We start from the raw sequence: 15,483 nt of genomic DNA, 5'->3' as shown, positions 1-15,483 counted from the left end.
GTTTGTCCGATTCGGGAGTAATAAGCATGTAGCGAACAAGATCAGAACCGGGCGTATATGTCTCCGGCCTGGAAGCAGAGTAGTCCTCTGCGACATGAACTGCCAAGTAGAGGCAGAAATATAAATAAATATTTACGATTAAATACAAGACCTAACGGCGTCGCCCGACCTCTGCACAGATGCGCTATTCAGAACCGGGCGATCACTCCTACAAAGACGTATTACTTCTGCGCACGCTCTTTAAGCGCCTTTAAAGTATTGAAGGGTGCATCAACGACAAATTTGTTGGCCAGCCACGAAGGCACGCTGCCACCTGGCTCGGTGTGCACCTGATAAGTGACCTCCGTCTGGTTGGCACCTTTAGGCACCAGCTTCCAAAAGCCTTTGACCTGTGCAACACGGACAAAACCCTTCTCATCAGGCAAATACGTAGGGGTTCCCTCGAGTGTACGAGTCAAGGTGCCGTCAGGTGCTGTGGTGCTGGTGACCAGTAGAACCGAATCACGCGGAGTCACAGGCCAAGGCGTGTTGAATTGGGTATAGGTCCAGCTTTTGTCGCCTTCGTGCTTGAGCAGTTTTTGCGTTTTGCACTCGTGAATCCAGGCACAAGCACCTGCAACGTCTTCTTGCAGGGCGCTGATTTTGGCAACCGGTGCGTTGATGAGCGTAACACCTTGATAAGCCTTGTACTGCGAGCCTGGCACCTCACTTAAGGAGACTTTAATGCCATCTTCATCTTTTGCCACTTTCCAGTCTTCTGCGTGGGCGACACCTGCCAACAGAACACTCAAACCACATGCCAGTGCTACTTTATGCAACGAACCCATTGTCTTATTCCTTATTGTTGAGGTTTGTTCTTTGAGCCTAAACACACTAAGCCGCTGTCATCCGCTCCCACCAACCGATCAGGTTTATAGCTTCTTCCCGGTCGCTGCCGCACACGTCGATATTGGCCTTGAAATCACTGCATACCGCGGGGCGCTCAGGCTGGCCAAACAATCCACACAAAGCGTCGACTGAAAGGTGCAAGCAACGCTCACCGGCCGGCTTACCGTTGGGCATGCCCGGCAAGGGTGTACTGATGGAGGGGGCGATGCAGCAAGCGCCACAGCCTTCACGGCAATTCATAAGCGTCTCATTGAGGGGCAAAGTGGTTGGATGACAAGGGATAGTACTCGCTGGAACAGGCGTTTGAAATTGACCGTTCAGCAGAAAACGAGGTGACTGAACAGTCAGTTTTCAGTCAGGCATTGGGGAATAAAAAGCTGCATCTCACCGACTACTGCTTGAATTCAAACTCCAATGCAGCACCTTCGATTTCATTCTGTCGTGCTTCGTTACGCAACTGCAGGCCCATCTCGTTGCTGATAAGGCGCCCGTTCAATTGAAAAGGACTGTCTTGAGCCGTCTTGTCACCAAACATGTTGGGTAACAGAGGTTTATGTGCAGGCATCGGAACAGTGCCCAAAGGCCTGAGTTGTCGGACCATGTCAGGCGGCAAGCTTAAATCCAGTTTGGCAGCGGGCAAAGGCTTTTTCGCGCTCTTGCGCGCCGATCTGGACTTGGATTTTGATTTGGACGCCGCGGAGGATTTTTTTTCGGCCGCTGCCTGTTTCGCGCTGACCGCAGGTTTTGCCGCGGGTTTGGTCGCATGCGGCCTGACGCTGGCGGCTTCAGGCTGCGGCTGATCAGCGGTAGCCGCCACAGCATTCAACGCCGTCAATAGGCCCGCCAATATGAATCCCAGACAATATCTCGCTTTCATAACTCCACAGCTTCAACGGTTAAGGTGCAAATGCTGGCCTTTTAGTCATAGGCTGACAAGCCGAATTTCAGCATCCGGTATGAACAGGGTACGCACAGCTCATTCAGTATAGGCTCGCTGTCTCTTGGCAAAGCTGACTGGCCAGCATCCCCAACGTCATTAACGCCCGCTCGGCCTCGCGATTCCAAGGAATACCGCAGTTTAGTCGAATGCAGTGATTAAACTGCTCGGTGTTGCTGAAAATCAGCCCAGGCGCGATGCTGATCCCTTGCTGCAAAGCCCGCACATGCAATTCTTGAGTATTGACTCGACCAGGCAAGCTTACCCACAAAATAAAACCGCCACTGGGACGCGACATTTGCGTGCCCTGTGGGAAGTGCTGCTGAACGGCTAACTGAAATGCACTCAGATTTTTGCGGTACTCCTGTCGGATATAACGCAAATGGCGGTCATAGCCGCCATTTTCAAGGTATGCCGCCACGCCCATCTGCGTGACGCTACAGGCCGAGTGAGTGGTGAAGGTTTGCAGCCGCTGAATTTCTTGCTGAAACTTACCGGCTATCATCCAGCCTATTCGCACACCCGGCGACAGGGTTTTCGAGAAGCTTGAGCAATAAATCACACGATCCAGGCGGTCATACGCTTTCAAAGCTTTGGTGCGCCCGACTTCAAACATCAGTTCGCCGTAAATGTCATCTTCAACAATCTGGATATCGAAATCCGAGGCCAAGCGTAGCAGCTGCTTTTGTCGCTCTTCCGGCATGGTGCCGCCCAGCGGATTGCTGAGGCGAGTGGTCAACACCAAGGCTTTGATTGACCACTGATTAGCGGCCAGTTGCAGAGCCTCAAGACTCATGCCCGTGGCAGGGTCACTGGGGATTTCGATGACTTTCAAACCCAGCAGATCGGCGAGTTGCAGTAACCCGTAATAGGTCGGTGACTCGGCTGCAATCAGGTCACCCGGACGCGTCAGCACCCGCAATGACATTTGCAAGGCATCGACACACCCGTGAGTGATGATGACTTCCGACGGATCGACCACAACCCCTGCGTCACGCATACGGATCGCCACCTGCCGGCGCAGCGGCTCAAAGCCTGGGCTGAACATGTAACTGAACGCTCGCGGGCTATGAAAGCGCGTGACCTTGGCCAATTGTTGATGGAGTGCCCGTACGGGCAAATAGTCGACACTGGGGACTGCGGCCCCCAGTGGAAAGACACCTTCACGACGTGATTCGACCAACACCTGCTGGATGATGCTGCTGCGGGTGACCAGTCCAGGGCGCTCCACGCGGGCAATATCGGGGGTGGGTGCGGTCAGCGCCGGGGTTTGGTGCACATAGTAGCCAGACTGTGGCCGCGCCCGAATCAGGCCTTGATCTTCAAGGTTGGCGTAAGCCTGCAACACCGTGGCGTGGCTGACATTGAGCTGAGAGCTCATCTTGCGGACCGAAGGCACGCGCTCGCCCGGCTGGTAAACGCCACGCCGAATATCCTCAGCCAATTGCTGAGCAATGCGTTGATACAGCAACAGGTTGGTCATGGCGTAGCACTCACTGTTCAGGCTTTATTTTTGTGTCGAACAATACCGGAACAGTTTAGAAGTGTACGGGCACAGTTGTCACTCATCTAAGCCGTACAGTGCATACGCGGGGGTAACTGTATGGGTACAAACATCAGTAACCACCGCCCTCATGATGGGCTAAATGCTTAACGGACAGCGCCCAACTGGCCTTTTTCGTCAGAAAATACGATTTCGACCCGACGGTTCTGTGCTCGGCCGCGCTCGGTCGCATTGACATCCACAGGGTACTGATCACCGTAACCCTCAACTTGAATGCGTTTTTCATCAATCCCAAGGTCTATCAACATATCCGCCACCGCTTGCGCGCGAGCCAGAGAAAGTTTGACGTTATCCTCCTGGCCACCCGTGCTGTCGGTGTAGCCTTCAATGCGTACAACGCGCTTGGGGTTCAATTGCAGGAACTGCACCAGTTTGAGCACTGTACGGTTGGCTGAATTTTTCAATTCGGCGGCACCGGTATCAAACAGCACATCGCCCAACGTCATCACCAAGCCGCGATCTGTCTGGGTTGTTGCCAGATTGATAATTTGCTCTTCGAGCCATAGACCCTGCTGCTGGACACTCAGTAACTTGGCCTCACGCAGAGCCAGTTGCAGGCGTTGGCGCTCCAGTTCGAGCTTGGCTGCCCGCTCCTGATTAAGCACTTGCTGGGTGTGTTCGCGAGCAATGTCGCTGTAACGCTGACTCAGATACGCGTAATGCACCACATCGTTGCCACTGCCCCAGAACGAGGACAGGCGGTCCGCGCGAGCAAGGGATTCTCCAGCCCGGATGACGTCTTTAGGCGCGATGCGCAGCACATTACTGTCTTCCTTGACCGCCTGAAACTCGCTGCTGGCTTGCTGCAAAGCCTGCTCACTATTGGTATGAGTGGCACAACCGGACAAACTGGTGCAAGCCACTAACAACGCACCACTGAAAACACCAGACGCGAGGTTCATTGCGCTTGCGCCAGTTGCTTGCGCAAGCGTGTAATTCGGGTAGTGAGCACGTTCAATTGTTCCTGGCTTTTTTGGGTCAATACGCGGGCTTCCGCCAAGCGTGCATCCAGTTCGGCCTGTTCGGCCTGCATGCGAGCGTCTTTGTAAGACGCTTCAGCCATATCGGCCTGCGCTTGAGCCATCTTGTCTTCGGCTTGCTTGAGTTCAGCCACCGTGTCAGCACTGGCGCCTATGGCCCTGGCTTGCTCAAGCGCCTGTTCAGTCAAACGCAATTGTTCATTCGGCGCTGGGTCAGCTGCACAACCCGCCAAAGCCACAACAGCCAAGGCAGCGAAAAGAGGTCGAATTGTCACTAAGGATTCCTACTGTTTTGGGACGCTGAAGGTTGCTGCAACTGTGATTTCCAACGTTCCAGATTGCGTTGCAAAGCCGCCTCGGCCATGCCGGAGGCGGGCAATTCTGTCATCTTTTTGGCAAGCTGTCCGCGCAGCCACGGCTCGTTGCAGGCCGAGTCATGGGAGATCGCCAAAAACAGGCCGGGCTGGTCAATCGGTTGTGGGTGCGCCACTAGATCTTCCGATAAACCAAGAGCTTGCAGGGTAGCGATGCCCGCATAACGACTCGCCAGTACATATTCAACTTGGCCCTCTAGCAATTTCTGAATCGCCTGCGGCAACCCTGGCTGACGCTCCAGGGTTAGTTGGTGCTGAGCAAAAGCGTCGAAGGCTTCAGTCATACGCGCTTTTTCAGACAGGGCACCCGAATGCCCATGCAAATCAGCTGGGGTTTCATAGGTTAACGACGAGTCTTTACGGGTCCAGACCAGATAGTCATTGCGCACCAGCGGCGGATGGATGTAGTCCAGGGTCGAAAGCCCTGCCACTGACAACGGGGCATCCAGCAACATGTCCATTCGCCCGGCTTGGACCTCGGCCAGAGCCTGTGAACGCTTGCCGCCATACAGGACGTCAACCTTAATTCCCAGCTCCTGAGCGACCTGTTGAAAAAGATCCGCGCTGGCACCGATCAAATGTGCAGGATCAGCGGGATCGCGCCACAAATAAGGCGGCGCATCCGGGCTGCCCGTCACAACAAGGCGTTCGCACTTGCCCGCCGCTTGGGACAGCAGTGGCAATAGCACCAACCCCAACAGCAGCCTGCTTATCTGACGCACATCCATAACCCTGCACTCCGCACACTTAATTCATAGGCATAAAAAAGCCCGGTCGCTCAGGCCGCAGGAAAGATGCAAACACAAAGTGTTGCGTTTTTCCCACAGCCCAAACGACCGGGCTCTTTATAAGTGAAGCAACTGGATTAGACCAGTTTCTCCAGCTCAGGCACGGCTTCGAACAAGTCCGCTACCAGGCCGTAATCGGCCACCTGGAAGATCGGTGCTTCTTCATCCTTGTTGATCGCGACGATCACTTTGGAGTCTTTCATACCCGCCAAGTGTTGAATCGCGCCGGAGATACCGACCGCGATGTACAGTTGTGGCGCAACGATTTTGCCGGTCTGACCGACCTGCATATCGTTGGGTACAAAGCCTGCATCCACGGCGGCACGAGAAGCGCCCACCGCAGCGCCCAGCTTGTCAGCCAGTGCATACAGGTGTTTGAAGTTGTCACCGTTCTGCATGCCACGACCGCCGGATACGACGATTTTGGCAGCCGTCAGTTCTGGACGGTCCGACTTGGCCAGCTCTTCACCGACGAACGACGAAGTCCCTGCATCGTGAACCGCTGCAACCGCTTCAACGGCAGCCGAGCCACCTTCAGCGGCAACCGGGTCGAAACCGGTGGCACGCACGGTGATCACTTTGACCGGCGCAGTCGACTGCACGGTAGCAATGGCGTTACCGGCATAGATTGGGCGGGTGAAGGTGTCAGCGCTGACGACCGAGATGATCTCGGAGATCTGATCAACGTCCAGCTGGGCAGCAACGCGCGGCAGGATGTTTTTGCCGTTCGAAGTCGCGGCGGCCAAGATGTGGCTGCAGCCCTTACCCAGCTCTGCGACCAACGGAGCAACGTTTTCAGGCAACTGATGTGCGTAAGCGGCGTTATCAGCCATCAGCACTTTAGCCACGCCAGCGATTTTCGCGGCCGCTTCAGCCACAGCGCCAATGCCCTGGCCTGCAACCAGAACGTTGATGTCGCCACCGATTTTGGCAGCGGCGGCAACGGTGTTCAGCGTAGCCGGAGCCAGCGCCTTACCGTCGTGTTCTGCGATTACCAAGATAGTCATGATTAGATTACCTTCGCTTCGTTTTTCAGTTTCTCGACCAGTTCAGCCACCGACTTGACCTTGATGCCTGCGCTGCGTGCTGCTGGCGCCTCGACTTTCAAGGTTTTGTTGGTCGATGCCGTCGAAACACCCAACGCGTCAGGCGTCAGCACTTCAAGCGGCTTTTTCTTGGCTTTCATGATGTTTGGCAAGGACGCATAACGCGGCTCGTTCAAACGCAGGTCGGTGGTGATGATGGCCGGCAAGCTCAGCGACACGGTTTGTGCGCCGCCGTCGATTTCACGGGTCACGGCAACCTTGTCGCCTGCCACTTCAACCTTCGAAGCAAAGGTGCCCTGACCGTAACCGGTCAGCGCAGCCAGCATCTGGCCGGTCTGGTTGTTGTCGCTGTCGATGGCCTGTTTGCCCAGGATCACCAACTGAGGCTGTTCCTTGTCCACCACCGCTTTAAGCAGCTTGGCCACGGCCAGCGACGTCAGGTCTTCGGCGGACTCAACAAGAATGGCACGATCGGCACCCAGAGCCAGCGCGGTACGCAGCTGTTCCTGAGCCGTGGTCGGGCCGATGGAGACAACGACGATTTCAGTCGCAACACCTTTCTCTTTCAGGCGTACGGCTTCTTCCACGGCGATTTCGCAGAAGGGGTTCATCGACATCTTGACGTTGGCGAGGTCAACGCCGGAGTTGTCCGCTTTGACGCGGACCTTAACGTTGTAATCGACCACTCGTTTGACAGCTACAAGAACCTTCATGGATTCCTCGTTACTCTCCGGTGAAAAGAAAGTCGCCTAGGCGAACCTGGCGGTTGATGCACAGTGGCACAAGGGCACCTCCAAAGATCGTTGCCGTGCCGTTCTTAATAGAAAGAATGACGAGCGCCAAAGGCTTCACATGCGACCGTCTGTCAGGTGTGACTGCAAGTCATACACCAAAAGGACGTGTAAACTCCGCTCGAAGAATGGCAGGCTCCTACTGAGTTGAGCCCATGCCCTGTCTTTAGAGGTGCTCTTGAAACCGACGATCAGCCTACGGCGAGCGCAAAACCGCCCGTATCTTGACCGGAACGCCATTTGCGGTCAATACAGCAAATCGGCCAGTTTTGAGCCGCGCGTCTTTGATTTGTCTGGCTTACAGCCAATTCAAACAAACGTTTGTATTGGACGCTGTTAGTGGTGTAGATATAATGCCCGCCCCATAGAGAGAGCGGCGCCTCATCCATTGCGTCTTTAGCTTCGGGCCGAAGGAATAATGGATGAAACGCCAAACCTCCAATTAGAAAAATACCGTTGAGCCTTGAGTAGGAGAGAACCTGTGGAACGCGAATACATGGAATTCGACGTGGTCATCGTCGGCGCCGGCCCTGCCGGTTTGTCCGCCGCCTGCCGTTTGAAGCAGAAGGCCGCCGAAGCCGGTAAAGAAATCAGCGTCTGCGTGGTAGAAAAAGGCTCTGAAGTCGGTGCTCATATTTTGTCGGGCGCGGTGTTTGAACCCCGCGCCCTGAACGAATTGTTCCCGGACTGGAAAGAACTCGGCGCTCCGCTCCACACACCGGTCACCCGCGACGATATCTATGTATTGCGCAGCGACAGCACCGCCACCAAGGTGCCCGACCTGTTTGTGCCGAAAACCATGCACAACGAAGGCAACTACATCATTTCGCTGGGTAACCTGTGCCGCTGGCTGGCACAGCAAGCTGAAAACCTGGGCGTAGAGGTTTACCCAGGCTTCGCCGCACAAGAAGTGCTGTTTGACGAAAACAATGTGGTTCGCGGGATCATCACCGGCGATCTGGGCATTGACCGTGAGGGCAACCCTAAAGAAGGCCTGTATACCCCCGGTATGGAACTGCGCGGCAAGTACACCTTGTTCGCGGAAGGCTGCCGCGGCCACTTGGGCAAGCAACTGATCGAGCGCTTCAACCTCGACAGCGATGCGGATGTTCAGCACTACGGCATCGGCCTGAAAGAAATCTGGGAAATCGACCCGGCCAAGCATCAGCCGGGTCTGGTGGTTCACACCGCAGGCTGGCCGCTGGATATTGTCAGCAAAGAGAACACGGGCGGCTCCTTCTTGTATCACCTGGAGAACAATCAGGTCGTTGTTGGTCTGATCGTTGATCTGTCCTACAGCAACACCTTTCTGTCGCCCTTCGATGAGTTCCAGCGCCTTAAGCATCACCCGGTGCTCAAGCAATACCTTGAAGGTGGCAAACGCATCAGCTACGGGGCTCGCGCACTGGCCAAAGGCGGTTTGAACTCGCTGCCAAAAATGGTCTTCAATGGCGGCGCGTTGATCGGTTGCGACCTGGGCACCATGAACGTGGCCAAAATCAAAGGCAGCCACACCGCCATGAAGTCCGGCATGCTCGCCGCCGAAGCCGTGGCTGACGCTTTGCTGGCAGATGGTGAAGGCGGCGATACCCTCACCTCTTACGTTGAAGGGTTTAAAGCCAGCTGGCTGTATGAAGAACTGTTTGCCAGCCGTAACTTCGGCCCGGCCATGCATAAGTTTGGCCCGATCATGGGTGCAGGCTTCAACTGGATGGATCAGAACCTGTTCGGCGGCAAACTGCCTTTCACTCTGCACGACACCAAGCCTGACTACGCCTGCCTGAAGCTGGCCAAAGACTGCCAGAAAATCGACTACCCGAAACCGGACGGCAAAATCAGTTTCGACAAACTCAGCTCGGTTTTCCTGTCCAGCACCAACCATGAAGAAGAGCAGCCGTGCCATCTTAAGTTGCGCGACCCAAGCATTCCGATCAGCGTTAACTTGCCGCTTTATGATGAGCCAGCACAGCGCTACTGCCCGGCAGGTGTATATGAAGTCATCACTCAGGAAAGCGGCGAGAAGCGCTTCCAGATCAATGCGCAAAACTGCGTGCACTGCAAAACCTGCGACATTAAAGACCCGTCACAGAACATCACTTGGGTGACCCCGGAAGGCGCTGGCGGCCCGACTTATCCAAATATGTAAGCTAAAAGGCTCCTGCGAAGGAGCCTTTTTTATTGCGCCTGGTATTCATCCTGTAGCCGCTGCCGCAGGCTGCGTCTGATGGCGAAGCGATCGTAAAACCTGAGCTCGCGCTTTAACAGATGCACTGCGATCTCTGAATTACGACGGCTACGCCGCCGAACGCAGCCTTCGGCAGCGGCTACGAAAAGCTCGTCAGCATCCCGCCCCTTCATGGCCAGGGCTACGCTCAAAGTAGCGTTTGTACTCGCGACTGAATTGCGAGGCACTTTGATAGCCCACTCGTTCGGCCACTTGCGCCACACCCAAGCGCTCATTCAGCAGTAATTGCTGAGCTCGCAACAGGCGCAGTCGTTTCAGGTACTGCACCGGCGATAATAAGGTGCTGCGTTTGAAGTGCTCATGAAACGTGGAGGCGCTCATATTGGCGCAACGCGCCAGCGTTTCGACATTCAAGGGTTCAGCAAAATGCTCGTGCAAATGGCTCAAGGACGCCGCCACTCTGGCAAATTGCCCTTGTTGCTCGACCAATGCCCGTAACACGCCGGCCTGCGGCCCACGCAATGCCGCGAACAAGACTTCGCGCAAACGCGCCTTGCCCATGATTCGGCACTCCACGGGATCATGCAGGCAGCGCAACAACCTCTCCACGGCGTCACGCATCTCGTCATCCAGCACCGCCGATGTCATCGATTCCGGCGTTTGCGCCACGGCACTGCGATCCGGGTCCAGCCCCATTGCCAGCACCAGCTCACCGAGCACGGCCCGGTCAATGCTGATCGCCACCCCCAGCAGCGGCACCTCGGCAGAAGCGAAGGTTTCACACTCAAAAGGGACAGAAAGTGCCTGCACCAAATAATGTCCAGCGCCGTACTCCAGCGTCCGCTGGCCTAAATAGGCCAACTTACTGCCTTGTGCGATGACCATTAGGCTAGGCTCATAGATCTGCGGCATGCGCGCCACGGCGTTGCAGGCCGATACCACCCGCACTTCAGGCAATAAAGTGGAAACAAAGCCGGTTTTTAACGCCAAAGGCCGGATCAGCGAAACCAGCCCGGCGTTCTCATCTCGGTGACGCGTCAGAAACATGGAAACAACTTCGCAGGAGGAATAGACAGGCGCATCTTCGCAGAATTACCGGCCAACGCCACATCTGAGCCGAGACTCCGGAGTATTAGGCATAAGAGGCGTAGGAATCGTCATAGTCCTGTCCAGCACAGAAGCGCAAAATCCACCCCTGTTCAAAGTCAACGTTTCGAGAGGTTCTTCATGTCCACCTACAACGCAATCGGTTATGCCGCTCAGAGCGCCAAGGCTCCGTTGGCACCCATGCAATTCAACCGCCGCGCCCTGCGCCCAGACGACGTCGCTCTGGATGTTCTGTACTGCGGCGTGTGCCACTCCGACATTCACCAGGCACGCAATGACTGGGGCTTCGCCACTTACCCGCTGATGCCCGGCCATGAAATCATCGGCAAAGTGACTGCAATCGGCGACAAGGTCACCAAGCACAAGGTCGGCGATCTGGTCGGCGTAGGCTGCATGGTCGATTCATGCCGCACCTGCTCTGCTTGCCAGGAAGACCTGGAGCAATACTGCCTGGAAGGCATGACCCAAACCTACGCCAGCCCGGATCGTATCGACGGCACCCTGACGATGGGCGGCTACTCCGACAAAATGGTCGTTAGCGAACACTTTGTACTGAGCATCCCGGACAACCTCGACCCAGCCAGCGCCGCGCCATTGCTGTGTGCAGGCATCACGACGTATTCGCCACTGCGTCACTACGGTGTAGAGCCGGGCGACAAAGTCGGGATTCTGGGCATGGGCGGCTTGGGCCACATGGGCATCAAGTTTGCCAAAGCTCTGGGCGCTGAAGTCACCCTCTTCACGCGCTCTGCAGCCAAGGCCGAAGAAGCCCGCCGCCAAGGCGCCGATCACGTGATCGTGTCCACCGATGCCGAGCAGATGAAAGCCGCCGCCGGCACCTTCAACTTCCTGCTGGACACCATTCCGGTGCCGCACGACCTTAACCCGTACCTAGAAACCCTGGCGTTTGACGGCGTACACATTCTGGTCGGCCTGATCGAACCTGTTGAGCCTGCACTGAACGCCTTCAACCTGGTGTTCAAGCGCCGCGTATTGGCTGGCTCGCTGATCGGCGGTATCGCTGAAACTCAGGAAATGCTCGATTTCAGCGCTGAACACGGGATTACCTGCGACATCGAAATGCTCGATATCAAAAACATTAACGAAGCCTTTGAACGCGTGGTTAAAGGCGACGTGAAATACCGTTTTGTAATCGACATGAAAACGTTGAAGGCTTAAAAGCAGCTTCAAGCTTCAAGCTTCAAGCTTCAAGCTTATAACTTGCGGCTTGCGGCTGCTACTCAGCCGCCCAACTCCGCCGATATCTGTTGTGCAGCATGAGTGATGACCGGGATCAACCCGGTCATTTTCTCAAGCGACATGTAAGGCACGGTACTGGCGATGCTGATGGCCGCAACGATTTTGCGACTGGCATCCCTTATCGGCGCCGCGACACAACGAATCGACGGTTCGTTGTCTTCAAGATCAAAGGCATACCCACCCGCAACATAGCCGCGCATGCGCGCTTCAAATTGTTCCCACGAAACTTCTTCGTGGTCGGGCCATAGCGGATTTTTCACCGCAGTCGAATGACTCGCTTCATACAAACGTCGCCACTCCCCCAACGGTGCATCCAGCAACATAGCTTTGCCAATCCCTGTGCGCGCCAGCGGCATGCGATGCCCCACACGCGATCGCATTTCCGGGCCATTGCGCCCCGGAATTTTGTGCAGGTACAAGACTTCATCACCTTCGCGCACGGCCAGGTGGACGGTATCGCCGGTCAATGCCGACAACTCATCCAGAAACGGCCCGGCCAATGTCACCAGCGGCACTTCTTCGCGCGCCTGAAAACCCAGCTCGATCAACTTCGGCCCCAGCAAGTATCCCACCTGCGGCAATACACGCAGATAGCGTTCGTCTACCAGGCAACTGGCCAGACGGTGCGTGGTGCTGCGGGTGGTACCAATCGCCCGGGCGATGTCCTTGAGGTCACGCGCACCATTGGCCACGGCCTGTACGACCGCCAGGCCGCGCAGTAAGGTTTGGGTGCCGGTCGGTGCAATTTTCGGGGTGTCGTCCTGCATAGCCAGCCTTTGGATTGGAGGGTGAATACCGGGCGGCATTATGGTCGCCCGGCAGACGCGCGGCTAGGGTCTGTTCCCGTTTCATAGCAGCCGCGACGCGGCTTGCAATGAAACGGGAACAGACCCTAGAGTTCGATCCGCTCGACTTTGCCCACCAGCAAGATATAGGACAGCGCACCTAACAGCGCCAATACCGAAATGTAGGTGATGGCGGGAGCGAACGAGTCTCCGCTGGCCAAAAAGCCGATCACGATAGGCGTGGCAATCGCTGACAGGTTGCCGATGAAGTTGAATACACCGCCGGTCAGACCCAGCAATCGGGCCGGGGCCAGGGTGGATACTAGCGACCAGGTGATCGACGCCAGGCCGTTGCCGAAGAACGCCAGCGCCAGAAACGCGATCACCCACGGCGTTGACTCGACAAAATTGGCGCCGATGATGGTGGTCGAAATCAGCAAGCCGCCAATAATCGGCAGTTTGCGGGCAAAGCCCACCGTGTAGCCGCGACGGATCAACCAGTCGGAGAAGAACCCCGAGCACAGCACCCCGACAAATGCCGCCAGAAACGGCAACGAAGCGAGCAAACCGGACTTGATGAAGTCCATGCCACGGTATTTGACGAGGTAGGTAGGGAACCAGGTCAGGAAGAACCATAAAGTCGAGTTCAGGCAAAACTGGCCGAGGTAGATACCCCACAGCTTGCGCTTGGTCAGCACGATCCCCAAGTCCGCCCAACTGAAGGGCGCTTTGCGCTTGGCCGTTTGCGACTGGATATCCACCAGTCCGCCACCCTCGATGATCAAGTCGATTTCGGCGTCGTTCGCACCCTTGAAGTCTCGTGGCTCGCGGTAGACCGCATACCAGATGCCCGCCCAGATAATACCCACAGCACCGGTGCAGACGAACACCATGTGCCAGCCCCACTGATGTTGCAGCCAAGCCAGAACCGGGGTCAGAAACGCCAGACCGACAAATTGACCAGAAGTATAAAAGCCAATGGCGGTGGCGCGTTCGCGCTCAGGAAACCAGGTGGTCACCACACGGCTATTGATCGGGTACGCCGGAGCTTCGAGGGCACCGACCGCCATGCGCAGAACAAACAGGGCAATAAAGCTGGCTGCAAAGCCGAGCATGACCGTCGCGATCGACCATAGCAGCAAGGCGACGCTGTACAGAATGCGCGGCGGTACGCGATCCACCAGCCAGCCGCCGGGGATTTGCATGGCGGCGTAGGTCCAGCCGAACGCGGAGAAGATCAGACCAACATGGACGGGGTCGATGCCCAGATCGCTGGTCAGCGCGGGAGCGGCAATCGACAAGTTACTGCGGTCCAGATAGTTGATCACCACGGTGATAAACAACAGGACCATGATGAAAAAACGCTTACGGCTAGGCGTCACCATAGACGCTTGCGCGACAGTGATTGTCATGGGATGTGCCTCGTTCTTATGGTTATTGAGGTCGTTAAATCCGTAGCAGTTGCCGAAGGCGACGTCCGACTGCGAAGCGGTCGTAAACCCTGAGATCCTGTTTCATCTGGACGATCTCATTACCTGAACTTACGACGACTTCGTCGCCGGACGCAGCCTTCGGCAGCTGCTACCTAGTAAGGGTGCAACTCACCACTCGGCGAAGCTGCCGTCAGCATGGCGCCAGATCGGGTTGCGCCAGCGATGTCCCACGAGCGCACGCTCGCGTACGTATTCTTCGTTGATCTCAATCCCCAAACCCGGGCCATTAGGGATTTTGACGAAGCCTTTGTCGTAGTCGAATACCGATGGATCCTTGATGTAATCCAGCAGGTCGTTACTTTCGTTGTAGTGGATGCCCAGGCTCTGTTCCTGAATAAAGGCGTTGTAGCACACCGCGTCCAGCTGCAAGCAAGCGGCCAGTGCAATCGGGCCCAACGGGCAATGCAATGCCAGCGCCACGTCGTAAGCTTCAGCCATGTTGGCGATCTTGCGGGTTTCGGTGATGCCGCCCGCATGGGAAGCGTCCGGCTGGATAATGTCGACATAGCCTTCACTGAGCACGCGCTTAAAGTCCCAGCGCGAGAACAAGCGTTCGCCCAGAGCAATTGGGGTGCTGGTCAACGGCGCCAATTCTTTGAGCGCTTCGTAGTTTTCGCTGAGCACCGGCTCTTCGATAAACATCAGTTTGTAGGGGTCCAGCTCTTTCATCAGCACCTTGGCCATCGGCTTGTGCACCCGGCCATGGAAGTCCACACCAATGCCTACATTCGGCCCGACCGCATCACGGACAGCGGCGACGTTGGCCAGCGCCAGATCGACTTTTTCGAAGCTGTCGACAAACTGCAGCTCTTCGGTGCCGTTCATTTTAATCGCGGTAAAACCACGACTAACGGCTTCTTTAGCGGCTTTGGCGGTGTCCGCCGGGCGGTCACCCCCGATCCACGAGTACACGCGAATCTTGTCGCGCACTTGCCCGCCCAACAGGTCGCTGACCGACACGCCCAGCGCCTTGCCCTTGATGTCCCACAATGCCTGGTCGATACCGGCCAGCGCGCTCATGTGCACTGCACCTCCCCGGTAAAAACCGCCGCGATATAGCACTGTCCAGATGTCTTCGATATTGCGCGGGTCTTTGCCGATCAAGTAGTCGGACAGTTCCTCTACCGCGGCCGCCACGGTGTGGGCGCGCCCTTCAACCACAGGCTCGCCCCACCCGGTAACGCCTTCGTCGGTTTCAACCTTGAGGAACAACCAGCGTGGCGGAACCAGATACGTCGTGAGTTTGGTGATTTTCATCGTGTTGTCTCTCTTATTCGATGGGACG

General features: G+C 56.2%; 15 protein-coding genes. 2 read left to right on the top strand and 13 right to left on the bottom strand.

Going from position 1 to position 15,483, the window contains the following annotated elements; translation table 11 throughout:
* Positions 1–221: 221 nt before the first annotated feature.
* The 9 genes from ACI7MX_RS17270 to ACI7MX_RS17230 all read right to left on the bottom strand — a co-directional run bounded on the left by ACI7MX_RS17270 (position 222) and on the right by ACI7MX_RS17230 (position 7,290).
* Positions 222–827 (bottom strand): START domain-containing protein, encoded by a 606-nt coding sequence (locus ACI7MX_RS17270; RefSeq protein WP_314492674.1) that lies wholly within the window; start codon positions 825–827, stop codon positions 222–224.
* 46 nt (positions 828–873) lie between these two features.
* The gene (locus ACI7MX_RS17265; protein WP_122783983.1) at positions 874–1,128 is read right to left on the bottom strand and encodes a YkgJ family cysteine cluster protein; all 255 of its coding nucleotides are present in this window, start codon (positions 1,126–1,128) and stop codon (positions 874–876) included.
* Positions 1,129–1,279: 151 nt separating this feature from the next.
* Positions 1,280–1,765: a translation initiation factor 2 gene (locus tag ACI7MX_RS17260; protein WP_314492676.1), complete on the bottom strand. Its 486-nt coding sequence runs from the start codon at positions 1,763–1,765 to the stop codon at positions 1,280–1,282.
* A 103-nt stretch (positions 1,766–1,868) separates the two neighbouring features.
* Positions 1,869–3,308 carry a PLP-dependent aminotransferase family protein gene (locus tag ACI7MX_RS17255; RefSeq protein ID WP_153377014.1) on the bottom strand — a complete coding sequence of 480 codons (1,440 nt, stop codon included), beginning with the start codon at positions 3,306–3,308 and terminating at the stop codon, positions 1,869–1,871.
* Between the two features lie 167 nt (positions 3,309–3,475).
* Positions 3,476–4,291, bottom strand: a complete 816-nt coding sequence (locus tag ACI7MX_RS17250; protein ID WP_314492679.1) for an OmpA family protein — start codon at positions 4,289–4,291, stop codon at positions 3,476–3,478.
* Entirely contained in the window at positions 4,288–4,644 is a 357-nt protein-coding gene (locus tag ACI7MX_RS17245; RefSeq protein WP_405591011.1) for a DUF4398 domain-containing protein, read from the bottom strand. The genes ACI7MX_RS17250 and ACI7MX_RS17245 overlap by 4 nt, the downstream gene beginning before the upstream one ends.
* The gene (locus ACI7MX_RS17240) at positions 4,644–5,471 is read right to left on the bottom strand and encodes a transporter substrate-binding domain-containing protein (protein WP_314492683.1); all 828 of its coding nucleotides are present in this window, start codon (positions 5,469–5,471) and stop codon (positions 4,644–4,646) included. The genes ACI7MX_RS17245 and ACI7MX_RS17240 overlap by 1 nt, the downstream gene beginning before the upstream one ends.
* Before the next feature lie 137 nt (positions 5,472–5,608).
* A complete protein-coding gene (locus ACI7MX_RS17235) occupies positions 5,609–6,538 on the bottom strand; it encodes an electron transfer flavoprotein subunit alpha/FixB family protein (protein WP_405591007.1) in 930 nt (309 codons plus the stop codon).
* 2 nt (positions 6,539–6,540) lie between these two features.
* Complete coding sequence (locus tag ACI7MX_RS17230) at positions 6,541–7,290, bottom strand: electron transfer flavoprotein subunit beta/FixA family protein (protein WP_131655269.1); 750 nt, start codon at positions 7,288–7,290, stop codon at positions 6,541–6,543.
* 559 nt (positions 7,291–7,849) lie between these two features.
* Between ACI7MX_RS17230 and ACI7MX_RS17225 the strand changes: the two genes are divergently transcribed.
* Positions 7,850–9,514, top strand: a complete 1,665-nt coding sequence (locus ACI7MX_RS17225; protein WP_405591335.1) for an electron transfer flavoprotein-ubiquinone oxidoreductase — start codon at positions 7,850–7,852, stop codon at positions 9,512–9,514.
* 192 nt (positions 9,515–9,706) lie between these two features.
* Here the strand turns inward: ACI7MX_RS17225 and ACI7MX_RS17220 are convergent, their stop codons facing one another.
* Positions 9,707–10,600 carry an AraC family transcriptional regulator gene (locus ACI7MX_RS17220; RefSeq protein WP_314491027.1) on the bottom strand — a complete coding sequence of 298 codons (894 nt, stop codon included), beginning with the start codon at positions 10,598–10,600 and terminating at the stop codon, positions 9,707–9,709.
* Between the two features lie 180 nt (positions 10,601–10,780).
* On the opposite strand from ACI7MX_RS17220, the gene ACI7MX_RS17215 reads away from it, so the two are divergent.
* A complete protein-coding gene (locus tag ACI7MX_RS17215) occupies positions 10,781–11,839 on the top strand; it encodes an NAD(P)-dependent alcohol dehydrogenase (RefSeq protein WP_146383891.1) in 1,059 nt (352 codons plus the stop codon).
* A gap of 62 nt (positions 11,840–11,901) precedes the next feature.
* Here the strand turns inward: ACI7MX_RS17215 and ACI7MX_RS17210 are convergent, their stop codons facing one another.
* The 3 genes from ACI7MX_RS17210 to dgoD all read right to left on the bottom strand — a co-directional run bounded on the left by ACI7MX_RS17210 (position 11,902) and on the right by dgoD (position 15,455).
* On the bottom strand, positions 11,902–12,687 hold the full coding sequence (locus ACI7MX_RS17210) for an IclR family transcriptional regulator (protein WP_314491021.1): 786 nt from the start codon (positions 12,685–12,687) through the stop codon (positions 11,902–11,904).
* Positions 12,688–12,812: 125 nt separating this feature from the next.
* On the bottom strand, positions 12,813–14,117 hold the full coding sequence (locus tag ACI7MX_RS17205; RefSeq protein WP_405591340.1) for an MFS transporter: 1,305 nt from the start codon (positions 14,115–14,117) through the stop codon (positions 12,813–12,815).
* A gap of 189 nt (positions 14,118–14,306) precedes the next feature.
* Positions 14,307–15,455: a galactonate dehydratase gene (gene dgoD, locus ACI7MX_RS17200; RefSeq protein WP_314491016.1), complete on the bottom strand. Its 1,149-nt coding sequence runs from the start codon at positions 15,453–15,455 to the stop codon at positions 14,307–14,309.
* Positions 15,456–15,483 lie beyond the last annotated feature (28 nt).

It is taken from the genome of Pseudomonas sp. 2024-210, assembly GCF_045062345.1.
In the GTDB taxonomy this organism is placed as follows: Bacteria; Pseudomonadota; Gammaproteobacteria; order Pseudomonadales; family Pseudomonadaceae; genus Aquipseudomonas.
Note: the sequence above shows the minus strand (reverse complement) of the source record. Positions and strands in the feature narration are given on the sequence as shown.

Bases quoted from the DNA above. Each gene is read 5' to 3' on its own strand.
- ACI7MX_RS17270 (WP_314492674.1), bottom strand. From the start codon at position 827: ATGGGTTCGTTGCATAAAGTAGCACTGGCATGTGGTTTGAGTGTTCTG.
- ACI7MX_RS17265 (WP_122783983.1), bottom strand. From the start codon at position 1,128: ATGAATTGCCGTGAAGGCTGTGGCGCTTGCTGCATCGCCCCCTCCATC.
- ACI7MX_RS17260 (WP_314492676.1), bottom strand. From the start codon at position 1,765: ATGAAAGCGAGATATTGTCTGGGATTCATATTGGCGGGCCTATTGACG.
- ACI7MX_RS17255 (WP_153377014.1), bottom strand. From the start codon at position 3,308: ATGACCAACCTGTTGCTGTATCAACGCATTGCTCAGCAATTGGCTGAG.
- ACI7MX_RS17250 (WP_314492679.1), bottom strand. From the start codon at position 4,291: ATGAACCTCGCGTCTGGTGTTTTCAGTGGTGCGTTGTTAGTGGCTTGC.
- ACI7MX_RS17240 (WP_314492683.1), bottom strand. From the start codon at position 5,471: ATGGATGTGCGTCAGATAAGCAGGCTGCTGTTGGGGTTGGTGCTATTG.
- ACI7MX_RS17235 (WP_405591007.1), bottom strand. From the start codon at position 6,538: ATGACTATCTTGGTAATCGCAGAACACGACGGTAAGGCGCTGGCTCCG.
- ACI7MX_RS17230 (WP_131655269.1), bottom strand. From the start codon at position 7,290: ATGAAGGTTCTTGTAGCTGTCAAACGAGTGGTCGATTACAACGTTAAG.
- ACI7MX_RS17220 (WP_314491027.1), bottom strand. From the start codon at position 10,600: ATGTTTCTGACGCGTCACCGAGATGAGAACGCCGGGCTGGTTTCGCTG.
- ACI7MX_RS17215 (WP_146383891.1), top strand. From the start codon at position 10,781: ATGTCCACCTACAACGCAATCGGTTATGCCGCTCAGAGCGCCAAGGCT.
- ACI7MX_RS17210 (WP_314491021.1), bottom strand. From the start codon at position 12,687: ATGCAGGACGACACCCCGAAAATTGCACCGACCGGCACCCAAACCTTA.
- ACI7MX_RS17205 (WP_405591340.1), bottom strand. From the start codon at position 14,117: ATGACAATCACTGTCGCGCAAGCGTCTATGGTGACGCCTAGCCGTAAG.
- dgoD (WP_314491016.1), bottom strand. From the start codon at position 15,455: ATGAAAATCACCAAACTCACGACGTATCTGGTTCCGCCACGCTGGTTG.